The sequence below is a fragment of the Bartonella sp. AC158YNML genome (assembly GCF_042196725.1).
Taxonomy (GTDB): Bacteria; Pseudomonadota; Alphaproteobacteria; order Rhizobiales; family Rhizobiaceae; genus Bartonella.
Map to the genome: position 1 here is coordinate 26,941 of NZ_JBHIQU010000001.1, position 22,423 is coordinate 49,363.

13 protein-coding genes and 1 pseudogene are annotated in these 22,423 nt (G+C 38.5%); 3 read left to right on the forward strand and 11 right to left on the reverse strand.

All coding sequences use genetic code 11. From position 1 onward, the window contains the following. Positions 1–287 precede the first annotated feature (287 nt). Entirely contained in the window at positions 288–440 is a 153-nt protein-coding gene (locus ACFIM1_RS00125) for a DUF1127 domain-containing protein (RefSeq protein ID WP_375608464.1), read from the forward strand. A gap of 2,319 nt (positions 441–2,759) precedes the next feature. Here ACFIM1_RS00125 and ACFIM1_RS00130 read toward each other — a convergent pair. The 3 genes from ACFIM1_RS00130 to htpX form a co-directional block, all read right to left on the reverse strand. After that, the gene (locus ACFIM1_RS00130) at positions 2,760–4,505 is read right to left on the reverse strand and encodes a heparinase II/III family protein (RefSeq protein ID WP_375609040.1); all 1,746 of its coding nucleotides are present in this window, start codon (positions 4,503–4,505) and stop codon (positions 2,760–2,762) included. Between the two features lie 64 nt (positions 4,506–4,569). Next, positions 4,570–5,934, reverse strand: coding sequence for an RsmB/NOP family class I SAM-dependent RNA methyltransferase (locus tag ACFIM1_RS00135; RefSeq protein WP_375609039.1), 1,365 nt, complete (start codon positions 5,932–5,934; stop codon positions 4,570–4,572). A 47-nt stretch (positions 5,935–5,981) separates the two neighbouring features. Next, a complete protein-coding gene (htpX, locus tag ACFIM1_RS00140; RefSeq protein ID WP_375609038.1) occupies positions 5,982–7,028 on the reverse strand; it encodes a zinc metalloprotease HtpX in 1,047 nt (348 codons plus the stop codon). An 84-nt stretch (positions 7,029–7,112) separates the two neighbouring features. Between htpX and ACFIM1_RS00145 the strand changes: the two genes are divergently transcribed. Further along, positions 7,113–7,328, forward strand: a complete 216-nt coding sequence (locus tag ACFIM1_RS00145) for a DUF1674 domain-containing protein (protein ID WP_375608460.1) — start codon at positions 7,113–7,115, stop codon at positions 7,326–7,328. Positions 7,329–7,460: 132 nt separating this feature from the next. Here the strand turns inward: ACFIM1_RS00145 and rpsP are convergent, their stop codons facing one another. The 4 genes and pseudogenes from rpsP to ACFIM1_RS00165 all read right to left on the reverse strand — a co-directional run bounded on the left by rpsP (position 7,461) and on the right by ACFIM1_RS00165 (position 10,660). Beyond that, complete coding sequence (rpsP, locus tag ACFIM1_RS00150) at positions 7,461–7,835, reverse strand: 30S ribosomal protein S16 (RefSeq protein WP_375609037.1); 375 nt, start codon at positions 7,833–7,835, stop codon at positions 7,461–7,463. A gap of 16 nt (positions 7,836–7,851) precedes the next feature. Continuing rightward, a pseudogene (locus ACFIM1_RS00155) lies at positions 7,852–8,180 on the reverse strand (chorismate mutase). A gap of 24 nt (positions 8,181–8,204) precedes the next feature. Beyond that, positions 8,205–9,773: a signal recognition particle protein gene (gene ffh, locus ACFIM1_RS00160; protein ID WP_375609057.1), complete on the reverse strand. Its 1,569-nt coding sequence runs from the start codon at positions 9,771–9,773 to the stop codon at positions 8,205–8,207. 230 nt (positions 9,774–10,003) lie between these two features. Continuing rightward, a complete protein-coding gene (locus ACFIM1_RS00165) occupies positions 10,004–10,660 on the reverse strand; it encodes a carbonic anhydrase (RefSeq protein WP_375608458.1) in 657 nt (218 codons plus the stop codon). A 274-nt stretch (positions 10,661–10,934) separates the two neighbouring features. On the opposite strand from ACFIM1_RS00165, the gene ACFIM1_RS00170 reads away from it, so the two are divergent. Continuing rightward, on the forward strand, positions 10,935–15,644 hold the full coding sequence (locus tag ACFIM1_RS00170) for an NAD-glutamate dehydrogenase (protein ID WP_375609036.1): 4,710 nt from the start codon (positions 10,935–10,937) through the stop codon (positions 15,642–15,644). Positions 15,645–16,950: 1,306 nt separating this feature from the next. Here the strand turns inward: ACFIM1_RS00170 and ACFIM1_RS00175 are convergent. The 4 genes from ACFIM1_RS00175 to ACFIM1_RS00190 form a co-directional block, all read right to left on the reverse strand. Further along, on the reverse strand, positions 16,951–17,937 hold the full coding sequence (locus ACFIM1_RS00175; RefSeq protein ID WP_375606036.1) for a DUF2125 domain-containing protein: 987 nt from the start codon (positions 17,935–17,937) through the stop codon (positions 16,951–16,953). Positions 17,938–18,729: 792 nt separating this feature from the next. After that, entirely contained in the window at positions 18,730–19,476 is a 747-nt protein-coding gene (locus ACFIM1_RS00180; protein ID WP_375609035.1) for a glutamine amidotransferase, read from the reverse strand. Between the two features lie 149 nt (positions 19,477–19,625). After that, positions 19,626–21,185 carry a heme biosynthesis protein HemY gene (locus ACFIM1_RS00185; protein ID WP_375609034.1) on the reverse strand — a complete coding sequence of 520 codons (1,560 nt, stop codon included), beginning with the start codon at positions 21,183–21,185 and terminating at the stop codon, positions 19,626–19,628. 11 nt (positions 21,186–21,196) lie between these two features. After that, the gene (locus ACFIM1_RS00190; RefSeq protein ID WP_375606039.1) at positions 21,197–22,381 is read right to left on the reverse strand and encodes a hypothetical protein; all 1,185 of its coding nucleotides are present in this window, start codon (positions 22,379–22,381) and stop codon (positions 21,197–21,199) included. Positions 22,382–22,423: the final 42 nt, after the last annotated feature.

Consider the following 22,423-nt stretch of genomic DNA (forward strand, 5'->3'; position numbering starts at 1 on the left):
TCGATTGATAACTGTTGCAATGAGAGCAATTATTTAATTCAAAGAATCTACGCGTAATGAATAAATTTATCACCACAACGAACAAACATAATTGAGCCATTGTTTTAGAGATAGAATAGCGTAGTCGTTAGTAACTTTAATAGTCTGTCCTTTTATATGAGACAAGTGTTAAAATGGTTTCTTTTATGTGTAGATGCATACCTGTTATGACATTATAGCACAACTCTTTTTAGTAATATGTTCTATCTTTAAACTAAAAAGTGTAATATAAAGTTTGAGTAGAGGACATGAATATTCTACGTTCTTATAATAATTGGCGTCGTTATCGTCGAACCGTTAACGCATTGAACCGTCTTTCAACGGATGAGCTGAGTGATCTTGGCATTTATCGAGGTGATATTAAGTCCATTGCACGGCGTTATTCGTATAGATCTTTCTAAAAGTTGTTTGAAGTTGAGAGAATGCTTGTTGTATGAGAAAATGAGCGTTGTGCAGTTGGTTATTATGACTTCATTTTTAGTATAATAACAAAAAGCAGAGAGAATATTTATATTTTTTCCACATATCGTTGCTATGTGTTATTTCTTGAGTTCTCAATGCTTTTATAATGGACTACATTTGATTTATAAAAAGAGTTTATTGTTTTCCACATTGAATGAGAAGTTCTAATATTGTAGGCTTTTTCCATTTCAAATTGTTTCATGTTCAATCAATAAAAATCATTCGCTTGCATATCACAAGCGAGGTTGGCGTATAGGCAAAAAAACAATCAAGAAAGAAATAAAAAAACTTTTATAAACACTCTCAAGAGCACAAGGCTATCGCACAGCATTGAACGTAGACAAAGTAGAGTACCAGCTTGCGCTTTTATTAAGCGTAAAGATGGAAGTGCATGCGAGTATATGCAAAACTCTAGTGGAGTATCATGTCAATGTTTTTATGCTCAAACAAAGATTATCATAGATCCCCATCAATTTGATTTTTATGAATATAACGCAAAAAGCATGTATGAATACTTGTAACAAAAGCAAAGCTTGAGGGGCATTCGTAAAGCTAAGTGTGTAATTGTCATTGTTTGCTTAAATATCTGATAAAATCCGAAATATTTCCCCAATCCAGCACTGGTATGTTTTACCTTTTATGATATCGTTATACTTCTAAAGCCCGTACTGTTTTCTGTTGCTTATCAATCAACATCCTCAATCTTAACACAGTAATAATGTAAGATTAAGATGGCTTAATGCTTTTCTATATCAGCTTTTTTATGCAAGATGGTGACAGAAAATATGAATCTATAGATTTGGTTTACTCCTAAAATGGGAAACAACCTAATTCGACAAGAAGAGAAAATCTTAAAGATAAAAACCCATCCTCATCTTTATTATCATTTTTTACTTTGCTTTACAATTTTCAAAAGCATTGAGAATAATAGTTTTAAAGAATGGAGATTACACATGATCACACCTTTTTCTCTCGCTCTTTAATAAAATCGTATCCCTCAGGCAAAATAAAAGATCCAAAATTAAAACGACATTATATGCTGCACATTCACACGATTTTGTTTTAAGGAAACATCCCTCAATGCTTGTGATCCCCCTCTCATGATAACATTTATGAAGAATCATAAAATCTCCTGAGCATTATCTCCTTTATGCTTATGAAGAAACAAGCCGGCACCATCACACACTTTGCCAGCTTGTGGGTGTATCGGGGACAGCCCTTAGCACGTAAAACAATTCAGAAGAGCTATTTTATTCCTTTCTTGATCGTTTTTTGCCTATAAGCCAACCTCGCTTGTGATATGCAAACAAGTGATTTTGATTGATTCAACATACACAAATTTGAAATCAAAAGAATCTTACAATATTCGGGGGGGATAATTCAACATAAATAACTGTAAATTATCTTTATAAATCAATATCTTGTATGTTTAACAAAGGAACAAATTATAACATTATGCCATTTTCCAGTCCCCTCATGTTTTAATAATCCTCGATAATTAAGAGTGTTCAGAAGAGCTATTTTATTCCTTTCTTCCATAGGTTTTATCTACACGCCAAGTTTTCTTATAACGTACAAACCTATACTTTTAGTTGCCTCACTATAAACAGATTTGTAAAGAAAGAATCTCACGATTTTCGAATTTTAATTTTTAAAAAATAATTGATATAAATCAATATGTTAATCCATTAAAATGTGAAAATAAAGTATCATCCACATTCTTTAAAAGCTGTTATTCTAGATGCTTTTAAAAATCATAAAGCAAAATAAAAAGAAACGGTAAAAATGGGAGACACAATAACCCTACACCATTTACGGGAGATTTTTACATTATATTCTATACGGATTCCATCGTAAAATGAGAACAATAAACATTGAACGATATTTCCTTTAAAACAAGAATGTGCATTTGCAGGAAAACATTTGACTATCTTAAATATGCAGCTTTCTCAGAGATAAATATTGATCACAACAATACATGCAAAAACTTTCTAAGACACGCAACAGCTTGACTTTCTCTCCACACTTTTAAAAGATAAAAATTCTTAACCAATACCGATCTATCAAAAATTCTGTTTATCTGAAATCAATCCCCTTAGCACCACCTCATGAGATTCTATAGGCAAACCTTGCCTAAAAATACCCATTACATACTCTAAAAAGTACCTCATGTATAAAAATTTACATGGCCTTCAAATTTTGAAAATATTACCACAATAAGCGATGATGTTTCGCGGTATGAAGATAAAATATATGAACTACAGATCAGAACATTGTTCTGATTTTTTATCAAATGCTTTACGGATAAAGCGCCAACGAACTTTTTCCTGCAATGCAGGGCGAAAATATAAAACAATTTGTTGCGTCCGTTGTGGACCTGTTAATTCCGCAAAATCAATCGAATCTTCAAGACAAATATCCGCATCAGGCGAAATAAAATACCATACTTGCTCGTTCTTTACGTGCTCATTCTTTATGGCTAAACACACACGCTTGCCATCATAATTAACTTCAACTTGTGGATGAAGATGAAACCGAACAGCAACATGATTCTGTTCGCTTTGCGCACTCTTATGTCTCTTTCCCCCTTTATTTGGCATAAAAAAGCGATCAAATCCCTCGATCATATCTCCATTTGTCGCCAAAATAAGACCACGCTCATGAATAAGATTAAAAGAACGCACATAACCATTATGACTCGCAATAAAACCTGTCTTCTCTGAATCCTCTATACGGCGCACTTGAACATCCGTTGGTCCATCAAACAAAAAGGAAGCTCCACTTTTCTTTTTTTTATAAAAAACGCCTACCGAACAATCATTAAGTGTAGCTGTTGAATGTGCTGCAGTAACACGCCCTAAATATCGATAATCTTCCCGCCCATCAGGATTAACACCGGTATTGATAATAAAACGGTGCCCTTGTGAAGACATTTCAAAAGACAAACACCCCGAACAAGCCTGCTGTGCTACAGAGCGAGGTGGAAACTTTCCTGTATCTGCAAGCACTGTTGTTTGATTGGCTTTTAAGCGCTGAAATCCTGAATAACGGGCATAACTAAAAGGATGCCCTCCTGTTTCATCAAGCTCCAAAAGTGATAATAATCGTTCCGACACAAGAGGACCAACCCCATTAAAATGGGCCAATGTTTGATCTTCATGGATAAAGAATCGTAAAGCTGGCAACATACGCTCAACAGAATCAATCAAAATACGGGGTGCTGTTTCATTACTACGCATAAAAAGATGCCGTAACGACAATAAATCCGATAACAAATTCAGCAAAATAACAGGACTACGGGAAATATGCCCACCATCAACTAGGATTTGACGTGAAAGCTCCTCTATAAGCATCGTTTGTACCTTTTTTTTCACTGCCACAGAAACAGGCAAAGCAAGAGAGGCGAAAGTCAAAGCTGTCGCTGCTTGTAAACGTTGATCATCATATTCCATACTGCAAATTGTTACGCGCAAATAACGAAATTGCAAACCAAGCGCACGTAAAAAGCGTTTTTCAAACCGCTCACTTGCTCCCTCTAACAACATTTTTGAATGACAAATCCACGAAATCAAGCGCCGTGCCACAACAGGACTACTCCAAGCAAGCCCTTTTACCTTCTTACCAGCATGATCAAGCCAATCTTCTAAAAGAGAGCGTGCATGTGCAGAAGCTAAATTACTTTCTGCTGCCTCCATATGGCGCAACCAATGAAAATCATGTAGTGCCGTTTCCCATTCAAGCGTTGGAGGAACCAATGAAAATGGCGAAACAGCACCAGAATGAACCACATGACGAGCAAAAGCAAAACGACCATGATAAAATTCATGGGCCATCATTGGGTCAGCCACATGCAAATCAATAGGATGTGCTAAAATTTTATGAGGGCGGAATCCTGAAAATCGCCAGCGAAACAATGGTCCAACCCATAAACGCCGCATAAAGTGCTGCAGAGTATCGACATAGGCCACTATTTTTACCTGAGGAGCTTTTACTGCAACCGCCAAAATCTTATCTCCATTTATGCTGAATCAAATACAATTTCGACCATTTTTGTAAATGAAGCGTTAATTAAGCAATTTTTCGTAAGCGCGCAGCGAAAAAACCATCCATTCCTAAAAATGCAGTTTTCTCAGCATCGAAATTTTTATGACAAAAATCCGCAGGCGTTGTACGCAACATCCCCTCACAAAGCAAATGTGCCAGTGCTCCCATTTCCTCTGGATAAATAGGTTCTAAAACAATATCATTGCGTGTTGATAAAATTTTTTCAATGAGATCTTCACCTTCTTCTCTTGCTAGGGAACAATTGGAAAAAATAATACGTCCCCCCTCCTTTACCAAGGCAATTGCAGCGACAAGCAACTCATATTGCAACGCTGCTAACTTGATGATATCCTTCCTCGACTTCGTCCATAAAATATCTGGATGACGACGGATTGTTCCTGTAGAAGAACAAGGAGCATCAAGAAGAACCGCATCAAAAAGCTGTGTGGGGTGGAGATTTCTCACATCACCCTGCCAAGTTTGAACTAAAAAATCAAGCCGTTCCATATTTTCTTTTAAACGCTTGACGCGGTTAGCAGAAAGCTCAATTGCTGTCACTTCTGCCCCCTGCAAAGCCAATTGTGCTGTTTTCCCCCCAGGGCTTGCACAAAGATCAGCAACGCGTTTACCCCGAATATTCCCAAGTAAACAAGCAGGCAAGGCTGCAGCAAAATCTTGAACCCACCAAGCTCCTTCACAATAGCCTGGTAAATCAGAAACAGAACACTCCAGACGATTCAATCGAACAGAACCATTAGGCAACACAACACCGCCAAGCCTTTCAGCCCATCCAACGCTATCAGATTTCACTGTCAAATCGAGAGGGGGTTCCATACTTTGAATTGCTATAATCTGATGTGCTTTTTCTGTTCCATAAGCTGACACTAAAAGCTGTCCAAACCACGCTGGAACACCTTCAATGGTAGGAACTTGTTGGCATAAAAGCTCTGCCTCACGCGCAACATTGCGCAAAAGAGCATTCACAACCCCTGAAAAACGATGCATACGAGGATCAAGTTTTGCCACACGTACAGCTAAATCAATAGCCGCATGATCAGGAATATCAAGATAAAGAATTTGTGCGACACTGATATGCAAAAGATGCTGAAGTGAAAGTGCTTGTGAAGGCAAAGGACGCACCAAAAATCGTGAGAAAGCCGCTATAATCTGCCCTCGATGACGTAATGAAGCTATCAAAATAGCCCGACACAACAAACGATCTCGTTGTGAAAGTTTTAAATAGTGTGGATGTCCGTGTTCATTATCCGTCAAACCAGAAAGAGGCGTACACTTATCAACCACCGCCCCTAAAAGGCGCACACACACCCGCCGAACAGCTAATCCTGGAACATTTTTTTCAGACACATGCCCCGCTTTTTTGTGTTTCAAAACACCACCTTTATATTACTGCTTCCTTAAAAACTCCCTCAATAACTCTATGAACGAGATCTTTTTGAATTTTCATAACGAAGCCAAGAAGGACGTTTTGTAACACGCTGAAAAGAAATGTTTTCTTGCTCATCTAATGCATGAGCCTGACCACTATGAAAATCTCCATAGTTCATCCCGCTGCTTTTTTCATGTATAGCGTCTTCTTTATTCCAGCCCACACTTTTGGCAAGAGCCCCTTTCATCTCTTCTGCTTGCCGATAAAGAGCAGCAATACGATTTGCAGTTGCTGGATGTGTCGAAAAAAGACTATCGGCTCCCTCACCGCTCAAAGGATTAATAATAAACAGATGCGCGGTTGCTGGATTATGCTCTGCTTCTTCATTATATACCCCACGTCCCCCATCAGCAATCTTACGCAATGCGGAAGCCAACCATAAAGGATTACCACATATTTCAGCCCCTCTCCGATCCGCAGCATATTCCCGTGTACGGCTAATCGCCATTTGCACCAGCATCGCTGCAAAAGGAGCCACGAGCAAGGCAATAAATCCTCCAATTGCCCCAGCGCCATGAGAATCTTCTGAAGAGTTGCGCGGTCCTCCCATAAAGAAAGCAAAATTACCAAGCATTGAAATGGTTCCTGCAATCGTTGCGGTTAGAGTCATTGTTAATGTATCACGATGCTCAATATGTGCGAGCTCATGCGCCATAACGCCGGCAATTTCCTCCGAACTCAACCGCTTTAACAATCCAGTACTTGCAGCAACAGCTGCATTTTGCGGATTACGTCCCGTTGCAAAAGCGTTTGGCTGTGGATTCTCAATAACATAAACTTTTGGTTGAGGAAGAGAAGCTCTTTGCGCTAAATCACTTACAATTTTATAATAAACCGGCGCAGAATGCTGATCAACTTCACGCGCCCCGTACATGCGTAAAACGATTTTATCTGAATTCCAATAAGAAAAAAAGTTTAAACCACTTGCCATCAAAAGAGCAATGACCATGCCACCACCCCCTCCAACAAGATAACCAACTCCCATAAAGAGAGCAGTTAAAAAAGCCAAAAGCATAGCTGTACGCATTATATTCATTACTCAAAAAACTCCATGATAAAAGTTTATCAATACTATATGATGGGGTTTTCTTTCTGTTTCTTCAATAGAATAGGTATAAAAATGAATAAAAAAGACGAGAAAACGAGCAAAAAAAATGCAACTGTCGTTAAACAACAATCTCTCTCACCCGCAGCACAACGCGCCCTTAAAGAAGCTGAAGAACGACGAAAAAGCGAAGCAAAAAAAGAACAACCTGTCGAAAATGGTGGACGCGGCGGCAAAGACCCTTCGCGCTATGGAGACTGGGAAATTAAAGGCCGCGCCATTGACTTTTAAAATTCAACTTTAAAAAAACCAACACTATTTTAAAACAAGTTTTTAAAGGAGATCCGTTTTTGATGAACAAAAACGGATAATATTCATTCTTCTAGAACTTTTAAAGACGCGTTGGTTGAACCATCATGCTTTTTATGCTGAAGCAGATTCTGCTTCAGCCGCTACCGCTGCTTCTTCTGCCGCTTGCTTTGCTGCTGCTATACGTTCTTGTGCTTTTTTACCCGGTTCACCTTTATGTGGATTATTACGAGTTGGACGCTTTTTCAAGCCAGCTGCATCTAAAAACCGTAAAACGCGATCTGTTGGTTGAGCCCCTTGCCCAAGCCAATATTGGATACGTTCTTCATTAAGTTTTACCCTCGGTCCATCTTTAGGCAACATTGGATCCCATGCACCAACACGTTCAAGAAACCGCCCATCGCGCGGACTACGAACATCTGCAACGACGATATGATAGTAAGGACGTTTTTTTGAACCTCCACGGGACAAACGAATTTTCAATGCCATATTTTATCTCCTATTGTCAGCTCTGGCTTTCGTTTAAATTGACTTTTTTGTTTTTTGCTCTTCAGCAATAACTTCATGATGACTCACAACTTCTTTGATAATAAATTTTAAAAATCTTTCAGCAAAATCAGGATCAAGATGACTATCTATAGCCAATTGCCGCAAACGCGCTACCTGATATTGCTCACGCAGAGGATCTACTTTAGGCAAATCATAACGGGCTTTTAAGCGCCCAACAGCTTTCGTACAACGAAACCGCTCTGCTAAGATATGAATCAAGGTTGCATCAAAATTATCAATGGATGCTCGTAAATGTGCTAATTCGTTTAATACTGTTTCCTGCATCATATTCCTTTCCCTCTTTACATCTTATTTTTTCTTAGGATGCTGAGGAAATTTTCCCCTATCGGCAATGCTATTGGAAAGACCAGGAAATATAGGCCCACGCTTGGGAAGTCCAGGCAAAATCTTCCCTCCATTATCATTTTCAATCTGCTTTTGAAACGTTGAGAATTGCTTCAAATCCATTCCCGATAAATCAGGTATAACTGGAGAATCTCCACTCAAGTTTCCCTTGCCTCCAAATCCCATTTTGGAACCAAGGCCTCCCAACATTTTTCCCATCAAACCACTTTTTCCTTTACCACCCATGGCTTTCATCATGTCAGCCATTTGGCGATACATCTTCAAAAGTTTATTAATATCAGCCGCCGTTGTACCAGACCCCTTAGCAATTCGTTGTTTACGGCTATGTTTTAAAAGCTCTGGATTTGCACGCTCTTGAGGTGTCATAGATGAAATAATAGCCAATTGGCGATTAAACAAACGATCATCAAGCCCTGCAGCCGCAATTTGCTCTTTGACCTTCCCCAATCCTGGCAACATGCCCATAATACCGCCCATTCCACCAAGTTTTTTCATTTTCTGCAACTGTTCAGCAAGATCATTCAGATCAAATTTTCCGGCTTGCATTTTTTTTGCAAAAGCAGCGGCTTTCTCATGATCCATTGTTTCAGCAGCTTTTTCAACCAAAGAAACAATATCCCCCATTCCGAGAATACGATCAGCAATACGACTGGGATGAAATTCTTCTAAAGCATCTATTTTTTCACCAGTTCCAATTGCTTTAATTGGCTTGCCTGTAACAGCACGCATGGAAAGAGCAGCACCACCCCGCCCATCACTATCCATCCGTGTTAAAATAATTCCTGTAATCCCTACACGCTCATCAAAAGAACGAGCAAGATGAACGGCATCTTGCCCCGTCAAACTATCAGCCACCAACATAATTTCATGAGGAAGGGAACACGCTTTAATTTCAGCCAATTCAAACATCAAAGCTTCATCAATATGATTACGCCCTGCCGTATCAAGAAGAAGCACATCATAACCACCCAATTTAGCAGCTTGCACAGCACGTGATGCAATATCAACGGGCAACTGTCCCGCAATAATAGGCAAGCTTGCAAGTGTCGCCTGCTCTCCCAATTGGCGCAATTGCTCCTGTGCAGCGGGACGGCGTGTATCTAATGACGCCATGAGAACTTTTTTATTGTGCTTATCCGTTAACCGTTTTGCAAGCTTTGCTGTTGTGGTTGTTTTTCCCGAACCTTGCAAACCAATCATCATAATAACAACTGGAGAAGGAGCATTCAAATCACTCAGAACACTTTCATTTCCAAGAATATGAACCAATTCATCATGAACAATTTTAACCACCATTTGGCCTGGCTTAATCGATTTAACGATTTCGGCCCCAACAGCTTTTTCCCGAACTCTATCGGTAAAAGAGCGCACAACATCAAGAGCAACATCGGCTTCCAATAAAGCGCGACGAATTTCACGCAGCGCCTCTACAACATCCTGATCAGATAAAGCGCCACGCCCTGTCAAATGAGACAGGATAGAACCAAGTCGCTCTTGCAAAGATTCAAACATCATTTACCTCATTGTTGCATAACAAACAAACCAAAGTGGCACCCGAGAACGCATCGCGCCGTCGGATGTTGACCTCTGAGATCTCTTTATACCCTTAAACCGGGGTCTCAGTCGGTGGCTCCAAGTTAATTTTGTCACTGAAAGCTTGCTCCTTCAAACAATAAAACCCCAGCTTTGTCAAGTTTTATCATAAAATGTCTTTTTATACGAAGAAATAAAAACAACAAATACTATACTTCAAAACTTTCAACTTCAACGCGCATAAAACAACCTGTTTCCTGTTCCAGGCTCCATAATTTTCCGCTAGAGATATCAAACCAAACCCCATGCAATGTCAAAAAACCTTGATCTTTGCGAAGCTTTATCCATGGAAACGTCTCTAAATTTCTCAACGAATGACGAATAGAAAGCTGCTCTAATGCCGTCTGTTTTTCTGGCCACGACAGCGACTTATTATTCAAAACAATTTCTGCGGCTGGTGCTAAGAGACTTATCCATTGACCGATAAAATCATTTGACGATAAAGATTTACACGTCTGCTTAAGAGCAGTATGAACTCCCCCACAATGGGCATGACCAAAAACAACAATATGTCTCACTTCAAGCAATTGCACGGCATATTCGAGAGCTGCTGATGTTGCATGATATTTGTTATCAGGAGAAAAAGGAGGAACCACATTTGCCACGTTGCGTAAGGTGAAAATTTCCCCCGGCTTAGCATCAAAAATCATTTCTGGTACTGCTCGCGAATCACAACAAGCAATGACCAAAACTTCAGGTTTCTGCCCCTCAATCGCCAATTGCTGATAATGTGCTGTTTTATATGAAAAATGATTGTTTATAAAGTTTTGGTAACCACTTAAAAGTCTTTCTGGTAAATGCGCCATTCTTTTTTTACTTTTGCTTCTTTTTTTACTTTCATTTTGTATATTTTAAAAAACAAACTATTAACATACAAAAATACTAAAAATGCCTTTTCCTTGAAGAAAAATATTTCTTTAAAGTACAAAATATTACTAAAAAATAGCAAAAACAAACTCATTCTTTCCAAATAAAGAGCTATTTTCTTTAGGAAGAAGGTGTTACAGTATGTAAAAATATAATGGTCTGCTTTTAACAAAGAGAAGAAAAGACCCCTAAGAGCAAAAAGGGAGAGTGAATGTGTTGCAACAAAAAAAAACAGAAATAAAAAACACCCAAGATAAAATAGAACAAATCCTTTTTGCTCAAACCGATGAAGAAGATATTGCTTATTACGAAAGTGAAGAACTTCAAAAGGCCACTGCTATCGCGGTAAAAGCTTTTAATCTCCATCAGACGGGAAAAAATACCATCTTCTTTGAACAAAACTTGACCCGTAATAACAAGCCTATAACCGTTATCACGCTTGTCAATGATAACAAACCCTTCCTTCTCGATTCTATTTTAAATGTCTTCAATCAACACAAAAGCCATATTTATTTGATTGCACACCCCATTCTTGATAGTGCTTCTGGAAAACGCATCAGTCTGATGCAAATTCACATCGAGTCACTCAATAAACAGCAGACGCAGAAACTTGAAAATGAACTCACCTTAGTTCTTGAACAGGTTAATACTGCTGTACAAGACTGGAAACCTATGCTTGAAGAAGTTGAAAAACATATTCATGCCTACCAAATAAGTCTTCCCCCGCACTACAAACAAGAAGGCGAAAAAGCCATTGAATTTCTTCACTGGCTAATGGACGATAATTTCATTTTCCTTGGTATGCGCACTTACAACTTCATCAAAGACCAAAAACCCCTAAAATCCTTTACAGCGAGTAATATTGAACTTGGTATACTCACGGATGCTTCTATTCATATTGTTGACGATAAAAGCATGAAAGAGCCTCCTCAAGAAGTTTTATCCTTCATGGAAAGCGATAATCTATTTATCGTGACAAAAGCGAACAGCCGCTCCAAAATTCACCGTTCTGTTTGGCTGGATTATATTGGTCTTAAAATCTTTGATAAAGAAAACCAACTCTGTGGAGAATTACGCATTGTAGGGCTTTTTACCTCCTCAGCTTATACACGTTCTATTTTGCAAATTCCTTTCTTAAAAGAAAAAGCCCGAACTATTATTCAACGTCTTGGACACAATCACGCCGATTATTCAGGAAAAGCACTCATCAGTGCTTTAGAAACCTATCCAAGAGATGAAATGTTTCGCTCTGATGTTGATACATTGACAGAAAACACTAAACTTATTCTACAATTAGATGAGCGCCCACGTTTACGGGTTCTTGCCCATACTGATTCTTTTGGGCGCTTTGTTTCTATCCTTGTCTACGTACCGCGTGATCAATATAGCAGCAGCCTGCGTGAAAAAGTTGGCGAACATTTTGTTGAGCTCTATAAAGGTGACTTTTTTGAATCTTATCCGCTATTTTTGGAAAGCACTCTTATACGTGTCTATTATATCATCCATCGTAAAGGAAACGAAACTGTTCCCCTTATTGAGCGCTCCACACTTGAACAACATGTACGTTCGATTGCACGAAGTTGGGAAGACAGGGTTCAAGCCATCGCTCTTAACAAGAAAATAACAGAGCAACAAACACGTCTAGCCAGTGAATTCCCCAACAGCTATCGTGATTTATTTTCAGCTGAAGACGCTATTAACGATGCCGGACATATTCTAAGTCTTCATGATGAAAAGCCCCTTTTCGTGATCTTTTATCATGCACAAAACAAAGAAAAACAGTGCATTTCTCTTCGGCTTTTTCACCGCCATGAAGCACTTGCCCTTTCCAAACGTGTACCACTCCTTGAAAATATGGGGTTTCGCGTTATTGCTGAACAAACTCTTGAATTACCAGATGGCAATGGGCGCTCTGTGTATCTTCATGATATGCAGCTAGAAAGTACTTTCCAACGCTGTATCGATTTTGAAAAAGACGGTCAAAAACACGCCGAAACCTTTGAAGCCATTTGGGCACAAAATGCTGATAATGACGGCTTTAATGCTCTCACCCAAACAGCTGAGCTTGATTGGCATGAAATTGTTATTTTGCGCCATTATGGGCGCTATCTCCAACAAGCTGGAATTCCTTATTCGCAAGATCGCGTTGCCCAAACTTTAAATGCTTATCCTGACATCACCCAAGATCTTTATGCTTTATTTCATTTAAAATTTCATCAAAGCCATACAGAAAAAGAACAGGAAAAAAACCAACAAGTCATTCAAAAGCGCATTGAAGAAAAATTACGAAAAGTCTCTGGTTTAGATGATGATCTCATTTTACGCCGTTATTGTAACCTTATAGAGGCGAGTTTACGAACAAATGCCTTTACGCCTCTTCCTGATGGAAGTCCACGGCGTATTTTAGCCACCAAATTAAATCCGCGCCAGATTGAAGGTTTGCCTGAACCGCGCCCTTACCGAGAAATTTTTGTTTATGGACCGGAAGTTGAAGGAGTCCATTTGCGTTTTGGACCTATTGCCCGTGGCGGAATTCGTTGGTCTGATCGTGCATTAGATTATCGTACCGAAGTGCTGAGCTTAGTCAAAGCCCAACAAGTTAAAAATGCAGTTATCGTTCCTGCAGGTGCAAAAGGTGGATTCTATCCCCATCGGCTTCCCCAAACAAATGACCGTGCTGTTATCATAGAAGCAGCACGTCAAGCTTATACAGACTTTATCACTGCTTTGCTCTCCATCACAGACAATCTGGTTAATGGCAAAATAAGTGCGCCCCACAATATCATCTGTCATGATGACCCTGACCCCTATTTTGTTGTAGCAGCAGACAAAGGAACAGCAACTTTTTCTGATACAGCCAACGCCATCAGCCAAGCAAACCACTTTTGGCTTGATGATGCTTTTGCCTCTGGAGGCTCAGCAGGTTACGACCACAAAGACATTGGTATTACAGCTAAAGGCGCATGGGAAGCCGTCAAAAGACATTTTAGAGAATCATTTAATCATGATATTCAAACAACGCCCTTCACCTGTGTCGGTGTTGGCGATATGTCTGGTGATGTCTTTGGTAATGGAATGCTGCTTTCCAAACAAACAAAATTGATTGCCGCTTTTGATCACCGCGATATCTTTATTGATCCAGATCCAAACATAGACGAAAGCTACGCAGAGCGTACGCGCCTTTTTAAACTTCCTCGCTCAAGTTGGCAAGATTACGATAAAAGCAAATTATCAAAGGGCGGTGGTATCTTCTCACGAAAAGAAAAAACCATTACTCTCTCACCTGAAGCAGCACAAGCCATTGGTTTTGAAAAACAAACAGGAACACCCTTTGAAATTATCTCTGCTCTTCTCAAAGCCCCGGTTGATCTTTTATGGTTCGGCGGTATTGGTACTTATATCCGTGCTGCAACAGAAAACGATGCTCAAGTAGGTGATCGCGCAAATGATGCAATACGCATTACCGGAGAACAAGTGCGTGCAAAAATTATTGGTGAAGGAGCTAATCTTGGTGTTACACAACGTGGACGGATTGAATATGTCTCAAATGGTGGTCGATGCAATACGGATGCCATTGACAATTCTGCTGGTGTGAATTGTTCTGATATTGAGGTCAATCTCAAAATTGTTCTTGCATCAGCACTACGTGCCAAAACGTTAACCCGCGAAGATCGCAATAAGCTCTTGAAAAAAATGACGCCTCAAGTCGAGCAACTCGTCTTGCGTAACAATTATCTACAACCCCTTGCTCTTTCTTTGGCGGAAAACCAAAGCACTACTGATTTGCCCTATCAAATACGCTTTATGCACGATTTGGAACAAAAAAAACTTCTAGATCGCAGAGTTGAAATACTCCCTGATGAGCAAATTTTACGACAAAGAACAACCCAAGGCAAAGGTCTTCTCCGTCCAGAACTCGCCGTTATTTTTGCCTATGCTAAATTGACCTTAAAAGAAGAAATTGCTAATAGCCCCATTGTTGATGATCACTATTTCAATACAGCCTTGCTGAACTATTTTCCAACCCAAATTCAAGAAAATTTTAAGAAGGAAGTGATTAACCATCAATTGCGTCGTAATATTATCGCAACACTGATTGCCAATGACATTGTAAATCGTGGAGGCCCCACTTTTGTTAATCGGCTACACGATGAAACACAACAAAAGGTTGAAAATATTATTCGCGTTTTTATTGCCATCCGTGATGGTTTTGAAATTCCTCAATTATCTGATCAAATTGATAAGCTTGATAATAAAATACCTGGTCTTGTCCAAAACAAATTCTATGCAGCAATGACCCCAATGCTCTTTGAAACGACCAATTGGGGTTTGCACAACATGGATCTCTCACGTCCACTAGAAGAAATTGTAAAAACAATAAAGCAAGCCCGTAGTATTATTGAAAAAGAGCTTATGCATTCTCCCAACAACGATATTAATCAAAAGATTGAAGAAAAAGCACTACACTACAGTGAAGAAGGAGCACCAAAAGCATTAGCAAAACAATTGGCTCTCTTGGAAGCAGCACCAATAATCTGTGATATTTCTTTGATTGCAAAACAAAGCAACAGTGATCTTATTAAAACTGCAGAGATTTATTTCTCGCTTGCACAAATCATTCGTATAAACCGCATTAATGAAGCTCGTCGAACAATTCCCATCTTAGATTATTATGATAGTATGGCTCTAAGCCAAGCCAAAGAAAATGTTTCCGAAAGCTTACGGCAAATCGTTATGAAAATCCTCAAAAATTATGGCAAGAAAAAAGATCCTTTTGACACTTGGAAAAAAACAGAAGAAAATAATATTCATAATATTACAAACCGCATTAGTGCCCTTATTGAAAATGATCTCAATATTTCTCGTTTTACTTTTGCAGCAGGATTGATTTCTCAACTTCAAAATGTTGGCTTTCAAACCTAAAGCAAATACAAAACGACCCACTCAATCTCCCGTTCTATCCCACCACCACAACAAACCAGCGAAAATATAGAGCGGGAGTTTGCATTTTAAACATAACACCCAAAATAAAATCTCGCTATTTATCACAATAGAATTGTTTGCAACAATTTCAAAAAAACAACAGGATTGATTTTTCACCCTAAAAACATAAACTTTCAGACTTAAAAGCAGTACAAAACAGCTAAGCTTTTGCTCCGTTCTATCCATCCATGACTAACCAACAAGGGAAGAACGGAAGCCCTATCCTGCATTTTTAGACAGAGCACTCAAAATAAAAAATAAATTCAAATTTTACTGTCAAATATCCTTCATCATAAAAATATAATATATTGATTTACAATCATAATTTTATCATTTTTATGATGACTGATAATTCGATATTCTAAATTTGTCTCATTTAAAATCTGTTTATATTCAATTAATTAACCACATTTCCCCTTGCATATTGCAAATGGGAAAGCCGAATAGATAAAAACAGTAAAGAAAGAACTAAAAATGCCCCTCATAAACTGCCTCAAGTGCCAAAATCTGCAGTAACATTGAGAGTTAGCAAATATAATATGATGGTGTTGCCCCTTAGCTTGTTACTCCATAACCGAAAAGATGGTGGTGCTTAATGGCTTTATCCTTATACCATTCATAAGCGACATCGGAAATAAGAAGTACTGAGAAATATTTTTTTAACAAATGCGTAAATATGCAATACAAATATATTCTGTTTTACGTGGAAGACATATGGCTTCATTAAAAAATATCAGAAATAAAAGGATAAGCTTAATCCATTATTTAAAAGATATAACTGTAACTGCTTTTGAAATGCGTAAAATCGAATAAAAAATGACAGTAAAGATGGATGTTGATTTTCCCCTTTACAACTTCATATTCTCCTCCAGTTAAGCTGTTGACTTGTTTTAATAGATTACCCCCAAACAGATATATACAATATGCTTGCTCCATACATAAAAAATCTACGAACACACAACCCACCACCTGTATAAAAAGGCAATTCAGCATACTTTAAAATACCACTTTTTCCATACAAACACTGTTGTTATATGTAGTTTGACATAAGATTTTGTACTAAGTGAAAAGAGGTTGGACGAGTTAGGAGTAGGTGATAATTTTTTATTTTTATAGCTATTTTTTTTACCATTAAATACGCATTTTGTTAAAATATATTTTGACACCCTAAAATTGCAAAAAAGTGTGAAAATCAGAAAAAGTCGAAATTTGATAGTAAAGATGAAAAAAGGCTTTGGTACAACACCTAAAGTGGAGCAAGACGACCAAGTTTTAAAAATCCCAGTTTTACCCACCCATTGTTAATGAGCAATGAAAGAACGGGAGCGCCGTCCGCATTTTTAGGCAAAGCACCTAAAATAAAAAATAACGCTTGAAGATTATTGGCTTGCGCGGGAAATAAGCGCTGCAGAGTGTCAAGAAGCTTCATGGACTGAATAAGGACAAGTTCAAATTTTGCTGTCAAATATCCTTCATCATCAAAAGAAAAAGGTCCACTAATACGCACTGCACCACCTGTATGAAAAGTCAATTCACCTTGCTTTAAAAGTCCACTTTTTCCATACAGTCGCTGTTGCCAATTTTTTTCTTCATCTTCAGACAGAAAAGAAATGTCATTTAAAATCCATTTCAAATTACCATCAATTTTAGGAATATCAACAAAAGAAGATTTTAAAAAGGGAGAAGCATCAAAACCGTCAAAAGTTATATGTCCCGATAAATCATTCTTTTCATGTTTTAGATCAAAACGCAAAAATTCTGCCGTTATTTTTTGAGGCATATCTTGTGGCTCTAATGGCTGAATAATCACGTCATGCGTATTTTGCAAAGATGCCGGATCTTCAATATTTTCTTGTGTCGTTTTTTTATCTATCGTTTGTGCTCTTAATGCTTCTTGAAGCTTTTGATCTTCAGAGAAAGAGGAAAAAGATGCAATCTCAAGCCCTTCAGCTATAAACTTCAATGTTTTACCCGTTTTCCAATAAGGCTCTGTTTCAATCACCAAATTGCGCCAATGCGATACTATAGGAGTTTTTCCGGAAAAAACAATTAATGCAGGAGAACGAACATTAAACTCGACCAAATAAGGTGAATAAATTGGTGCACCAGCCGTCAAACGCCCCGTCGATAAAGAAACCCCATGTAAAGGCCAAGAAAATTGAAACTTGTCACAAACAACACCGACACGTAAAGGATAACCATCCCTGCGTACATTCTCGCATACCGCCGCCATATTATGGGAAGATACTTTTACAAATATATCAGAAACATGGTCTTCTATTTTACGTGAAAAAAAAACCAGAGTGCGCTATAAATAAATATCAGAGCCAAACAAAAAAGCCCAAAAATTAAATAGCTTAAAGAAAAACTTTTTCGTCTTAATGGTAATTGAGAGGATTTGGACAACATTAAAACTTTCTTTATCTCTTAACTTTCTCCCACCCTAAAAAGGACAAAGATTTCTAACCCCGGTCAGTTTATACACAACCCAACTTCTTAATCGACCGGACTTTATCTACTGATCACTTCAAGAAGCCCCCATACATCATTCTAAAGTACTGTATCTCATAAACTCAACAAGGTTTTCTTAAGAAGAACGATTATACCCTTTAACAAAAAATACCTCATGTGTAAAGTTTTACATAGATTTTCTACCTCTGCCTTAAACCATACTCTTTTACAGCACAACAAAAATGATAATGAATAGTGTTTCTTAACGATAAAGCCATTGAGCCCCCCATCTTTACGCTTATGGAGGCCCCAAAGCCAGCACCATCATTATATTTGGCTAGCCCCCAAATGTTGCGACAGCTCTTGGCACTTAAGGCAGTTCATAAGAAGCATTTTTAGTCTTTTCTTATACAGTTTTTGCCCACACGCCAGCCCTACTTGTGACATGCAAACAAGAGGTTTTTATTGAGTCAATATACACAGGTTTGGAATGAAAAAACCTTACTATATTCGGGGTTCTCATTCAATATACAAAACCGTGAATTACCTATATAAATCAATGCGTTATCAATAATCACACAAGTACGGGCGGTGTACAAAAAATCTGGTGTAATGCGCTTTCAAACCATTGACTCAAAGCTCGATCATAGATTAAATGACCTTTCAAATGTGCACAAGCAGGTTGAGCACCTTTTTCAGTCAATTTATGTGCCGAACGCACGACCAAACGCCGCATCATAGCGCGTGTAAATTCAGCATGAAACTGCAAACCCCATGCATTGTTTCCATAACGAAAAGCTTGTGTAGGATATGTATTCCCTGTTGCCAAAAGCATTGCCTCTTTCGGTAAATCATAAATACCTTCATCATGGAAATGGTAGACCATCTCTGGCCAATTCATCAATTCCTTCCCTTGTGGGGTTGCTTCTAGTGGATACCAGCCGACTTCAACAGTCCCATCACTTCTTGTACCAACGCGCCCCCCTAGATTTCGCGCTAACATTTGTGCTCCAAGACAAATACCCAAAAAAGGCTTATTTTCCTTTAGTGATAACGAAATCCAATCAATTTCCTCACCAATATAGGCTTCGCTGTCATTCACACTCATCGGTCCCCCTAAAATAACAACGCCGGCATAATGCTCTAATGTATCAGGGAGTTTTTGTCCAAAAATAGGACGATAAATATCAAGAACAAAACCATTTTGTTGTAAAAATTTTCCCAAACGACCAGTATAGGTAGAGCGCCGATGAATAACGACAGCAATCCTTGGTTTGTTATTTTTTTGTTTTTTATCAAGACATCTCTGATTTAAAAACATTTTTTAACCAATCACCTCTGCTACCAAGCAAAATTTCATTTTTTAAGCATAAGAGAATAATTTTATTGGACAAGATTAAAGATAATTTTTTTTCTTCTATATTAATTTTTTCTTCTGAAAAAACGCTCATACTACCATATTGATGCAATTTAAAATAAACGAAATTTTTTCCTCGATAAAGATGTTTCTTCTTCTGTTTTAACCCCTGGATCATCAACATTTAAGTGAGTTTGACTGAACATTTTTACATCTTTTTCTTTTATATCTTGTTTCTCCACCTGCGCATTATGCAAAAGAGAATCATCTATAGGTGTTAATTTTTCAAGCTTCTTATCTCCAACATCATCACTTTTTCCCATAACATACTCTTTGTCTTGCCTTTTCGACACAATATTGTCCGCCTCTAATGTGAGAGAAGGCATACCAGGAGGCGCCTTCCATTCAAAACAGCCCAAACGTCCACTGATTGGAGAAACCGCTGACCAAGAAGAAAAAATGGCCCCATCACACATCCACACTGGATCACGTTCAGCACGAAGTGCTAAAGAAAGCCATTGACGCACAGCACCTTGACTGTTTCCCTGTGCCTCTTCAATATCTGCCAACAATAAATAAACACTTTCCCGTGGATGACATTGTAATGCTTTTTGTGCCTTCTCTCTTGCTAATGCTGTTTCACCAGCATCCAAAGCTGCTTTAGCAATAAGGAAAGCCGACTCAAATGCATCTTTATTATAAGAAGCAAGTGTCTTAGCCCTTTTCAATCGCCCAATGGCTCCTTCTTCTCTTTCAAGATAAAGCGCTCCCAAGTCAGGATGAGGCTCCTTTTGCCAAGCCGCTATAATCATTTTATCCGCTTTACGCGTTTCGTTTAATTTATAAAGAATATCAGCAGCAATAACTATTATTGGAACAAAATCAGGTGCCAATTTATGGGCTTTCAAAATAGCTTCACGTGCTTGTACAGGATGTGTATCAAACAAAGAAAGTGCCTGCCCACTTAGTAGTAAAACCTGTATATGCTGCCGCTCTGGAGTCGCGCGAATAGAACGCGGGAGAGCTTTTTGCGTTCTTTCAAAAATAGTAAGTGCCTTATCCCATTTACCCTCAGTACTTAACCGATCGAGCACCGCCTGATGCGCCCATAAAAGTGCTGGCGATAAAGTCAGTGCCTCTTCGGCATATTGTTGCGCTGCCTCATAAGCTTTACTCTTCATCGCTTCACGAAACAAACCATAAAGTCCAACCAGTTTTGTCGGATCTTCCTTTCTCATCTCTTCATAAAGACCGATGGCGCGAACAGAATCATTTTGTAAAGACAAGGTTTGCGCTTGTAAGAGTTTTACCAATGGCTCTTGTTTTCCTGCAAGATATTTAGCAACCCGTGTTTCCATTTTTTGCGCAACCATACTATCACCAGCAAAAGTTGCAAGAATCCCCTTTGAAAGAGCTTCGTAACCACGCTTTTGATGGCGTTTATAAAAATAATTGGAAAGAGCATTCGGTATGGAAAAAAAGAAAGACAATAACCACCATAAAAGCACCAGCGTTACAAAAAACAAAATAAGCACACTTAACACTGTAAGAAATGAAGCAGAAAATCTGAAATGCAAAAATGTGAGAACAAAAATACCATTGTGATTAGCAACCCACGTGAAAGCTAAACCGAGGATACAAACAACAAAAATATAAATAAAAACACGTATCATCTTGGGCCTATTTACATCTTTGTTGCTTTAAAAGATCCTTGTTGCACAGACAATAACAATTGCTGCAACAACTGTTGAATAGCAATATGTCTTTCAAGCTGCTTAACAAAATCCATTGAAACATCTTTTGCACTTTGGGGCAATGATTGCCATTCACTCAAAGCCTTTTCGTAATCACCAGCTTGAATGGCAACTTCCATGCGTGCCGCAATAGCCCCCAGCGTTGTCCCTTCAACATTTCCAATCGGTCGCGAAACAATGAGCCCTTTTATCCACGCTAAAATTCGGTCAAAAAAACCAGCATCTGACGCAACAAGATTTTGCGTACCAACAATTGCATCAGCAACATGAGCAAAATCAACTGAAAGTTGTGCTGAACTTGGAAGACCCACAGTAGCTGTTTTTTGCAACACATCAAGTCCATTAATCGAAGGCGATAATTGCCGCAACAGCTTTAATTCATTATTATAAGATCCACCACGCTCTACAGCATTTTTTAATGAACTAATTGCAGTAAAGAGCGCGGTATCTATTTCTTTTTTCTCACTATTTTTAACAGCAGTTTCTTCCTGTAGTGCTTCTAACTGTTGTTTTAACGCAGCAAGATCATTTGCATTGCTCTGCCCAACAGACAAAGCCGTCTCTATCTCTTTCGACTCTCTAACAAAAGTTTGTACAGTTTCTTCAAGAGTTTTTACTTTTTCCTCTAAAATCGCAAAAGCTTTTTTGCTTTCTTCTTTCGATAGTTCATCATTTTTCGTTGTTTTAAACTGTTGTGATGAAAAAGAAGAAAACTCTGTTTTTAACGCATCGATTTCTTGAAAGACCCGGCTCAATTGTTCCTTTGTGTCTTCACCTTGACTTTTTGCGGCTTCAGCAATCTGCAAGGCTTTTTCCTCCCCAGCAGAATTTGCCACAAAAGGAGAAGGAAAAAAACCAGCCCATTGAAGCCCCATAAAAATTCCCAAAGCAATGAATCCCCCCAAAATCCCAGAAAGGGATAAGAAAAGCCAAATTGTACTAGAGATACTTTTATCCTGACCTTGCATATTCTGTTTTTCTCGTGCAGGAGATTCTACAGAATTGTGGATTTTTTCCTCTGAATCATGGGGAATAGCTTCATGTTCAATAACTGGTTTCTTACGGCGCGTACCAGTATAATGTGATTTAACTTTTGGTTTTGAAGAATCGACCATCTTTATCACTTTTTGTGCACACTTTTTTCAAAAATAAAATAA

What these genes read in the sequence shown, in the direction of transcription:
- ACFIM1_RS00145 (WP_375608460.1), top strand. Translation starts at nt 7,113, where the DNA reads ATGAATAAAAAAGACGAGAAAACGAGCAAAAAAAATGCAACTGTCGTT.
- htpX (WP_375609038.1), bottom strand. Translation starts at nt 7,028, where the DNA reads ATGAATATAATGCGTACAGCTATGCTTTTGGCTTTTTTAACTGCTCTC.
- rpsP (WP_375609037.1), bottom strand. Translation starts at nt 7,835, where the DNA reads ATGGCATTGAAAATTCGTTTGTCCCGTGGAGGTTCAAAAAAACGTCCT.
- ACFIM1_RS00190 (WP_375606039.1), bottom strand. Translation starts at nt 22,381, where the DNA reads ATGGTCGATTCTTCAAAACCAAAAGTTAAATCACATTATACTGGTACG.
- ACFIM1_RS00165 (WP_375608458.1), bottom strand. Translation starts at nt 10,660, where the DNA reads ATGGCGCATTTACCAGAAAGACTTTTAAGTGGTTACCAAAACTTTATA.
- ACFIM1_RS00185 (WP_375609034.1), bottom strand. Translation starts at nt 21,185, where the DNA reads ATGATACGTGTTTTTATTTATATTTTTGTTGTTTGTATCCTCGGTTTA.
- ACFIM1_RS00180 (WP_375609035.1), bottom strand. Translation starts at nt 19,476, where the DNA reads ATGTTTTTAAATCAGAGATGTCTTGATAAAAAACAAAAAAATAACAAA.
- ACFIM1_RS00125 (WP_375608464.1), top strand. Translation starts at nt 288, where the DNA reads ATGAATATTCTACGTTCTTATAATAATTGGCGTCGTTATCGTCGAACC.
- ffh (WP_375609057.1), bottom strand. Translation starts at nt 9,773, where the DNA reads ATGTTTGAATCTTTGCAAGAGCGACTTGGTTCTATCCTGTCTCATTTG.
- ACFIM1_RS00175 (WP_375606036.1), bottom strand. Translation starts at nt 17,937, where the DNA reads ATGGCGGCGGTATGCGAGAATGTACGCAGGGATGGTTATCCTTTACGT.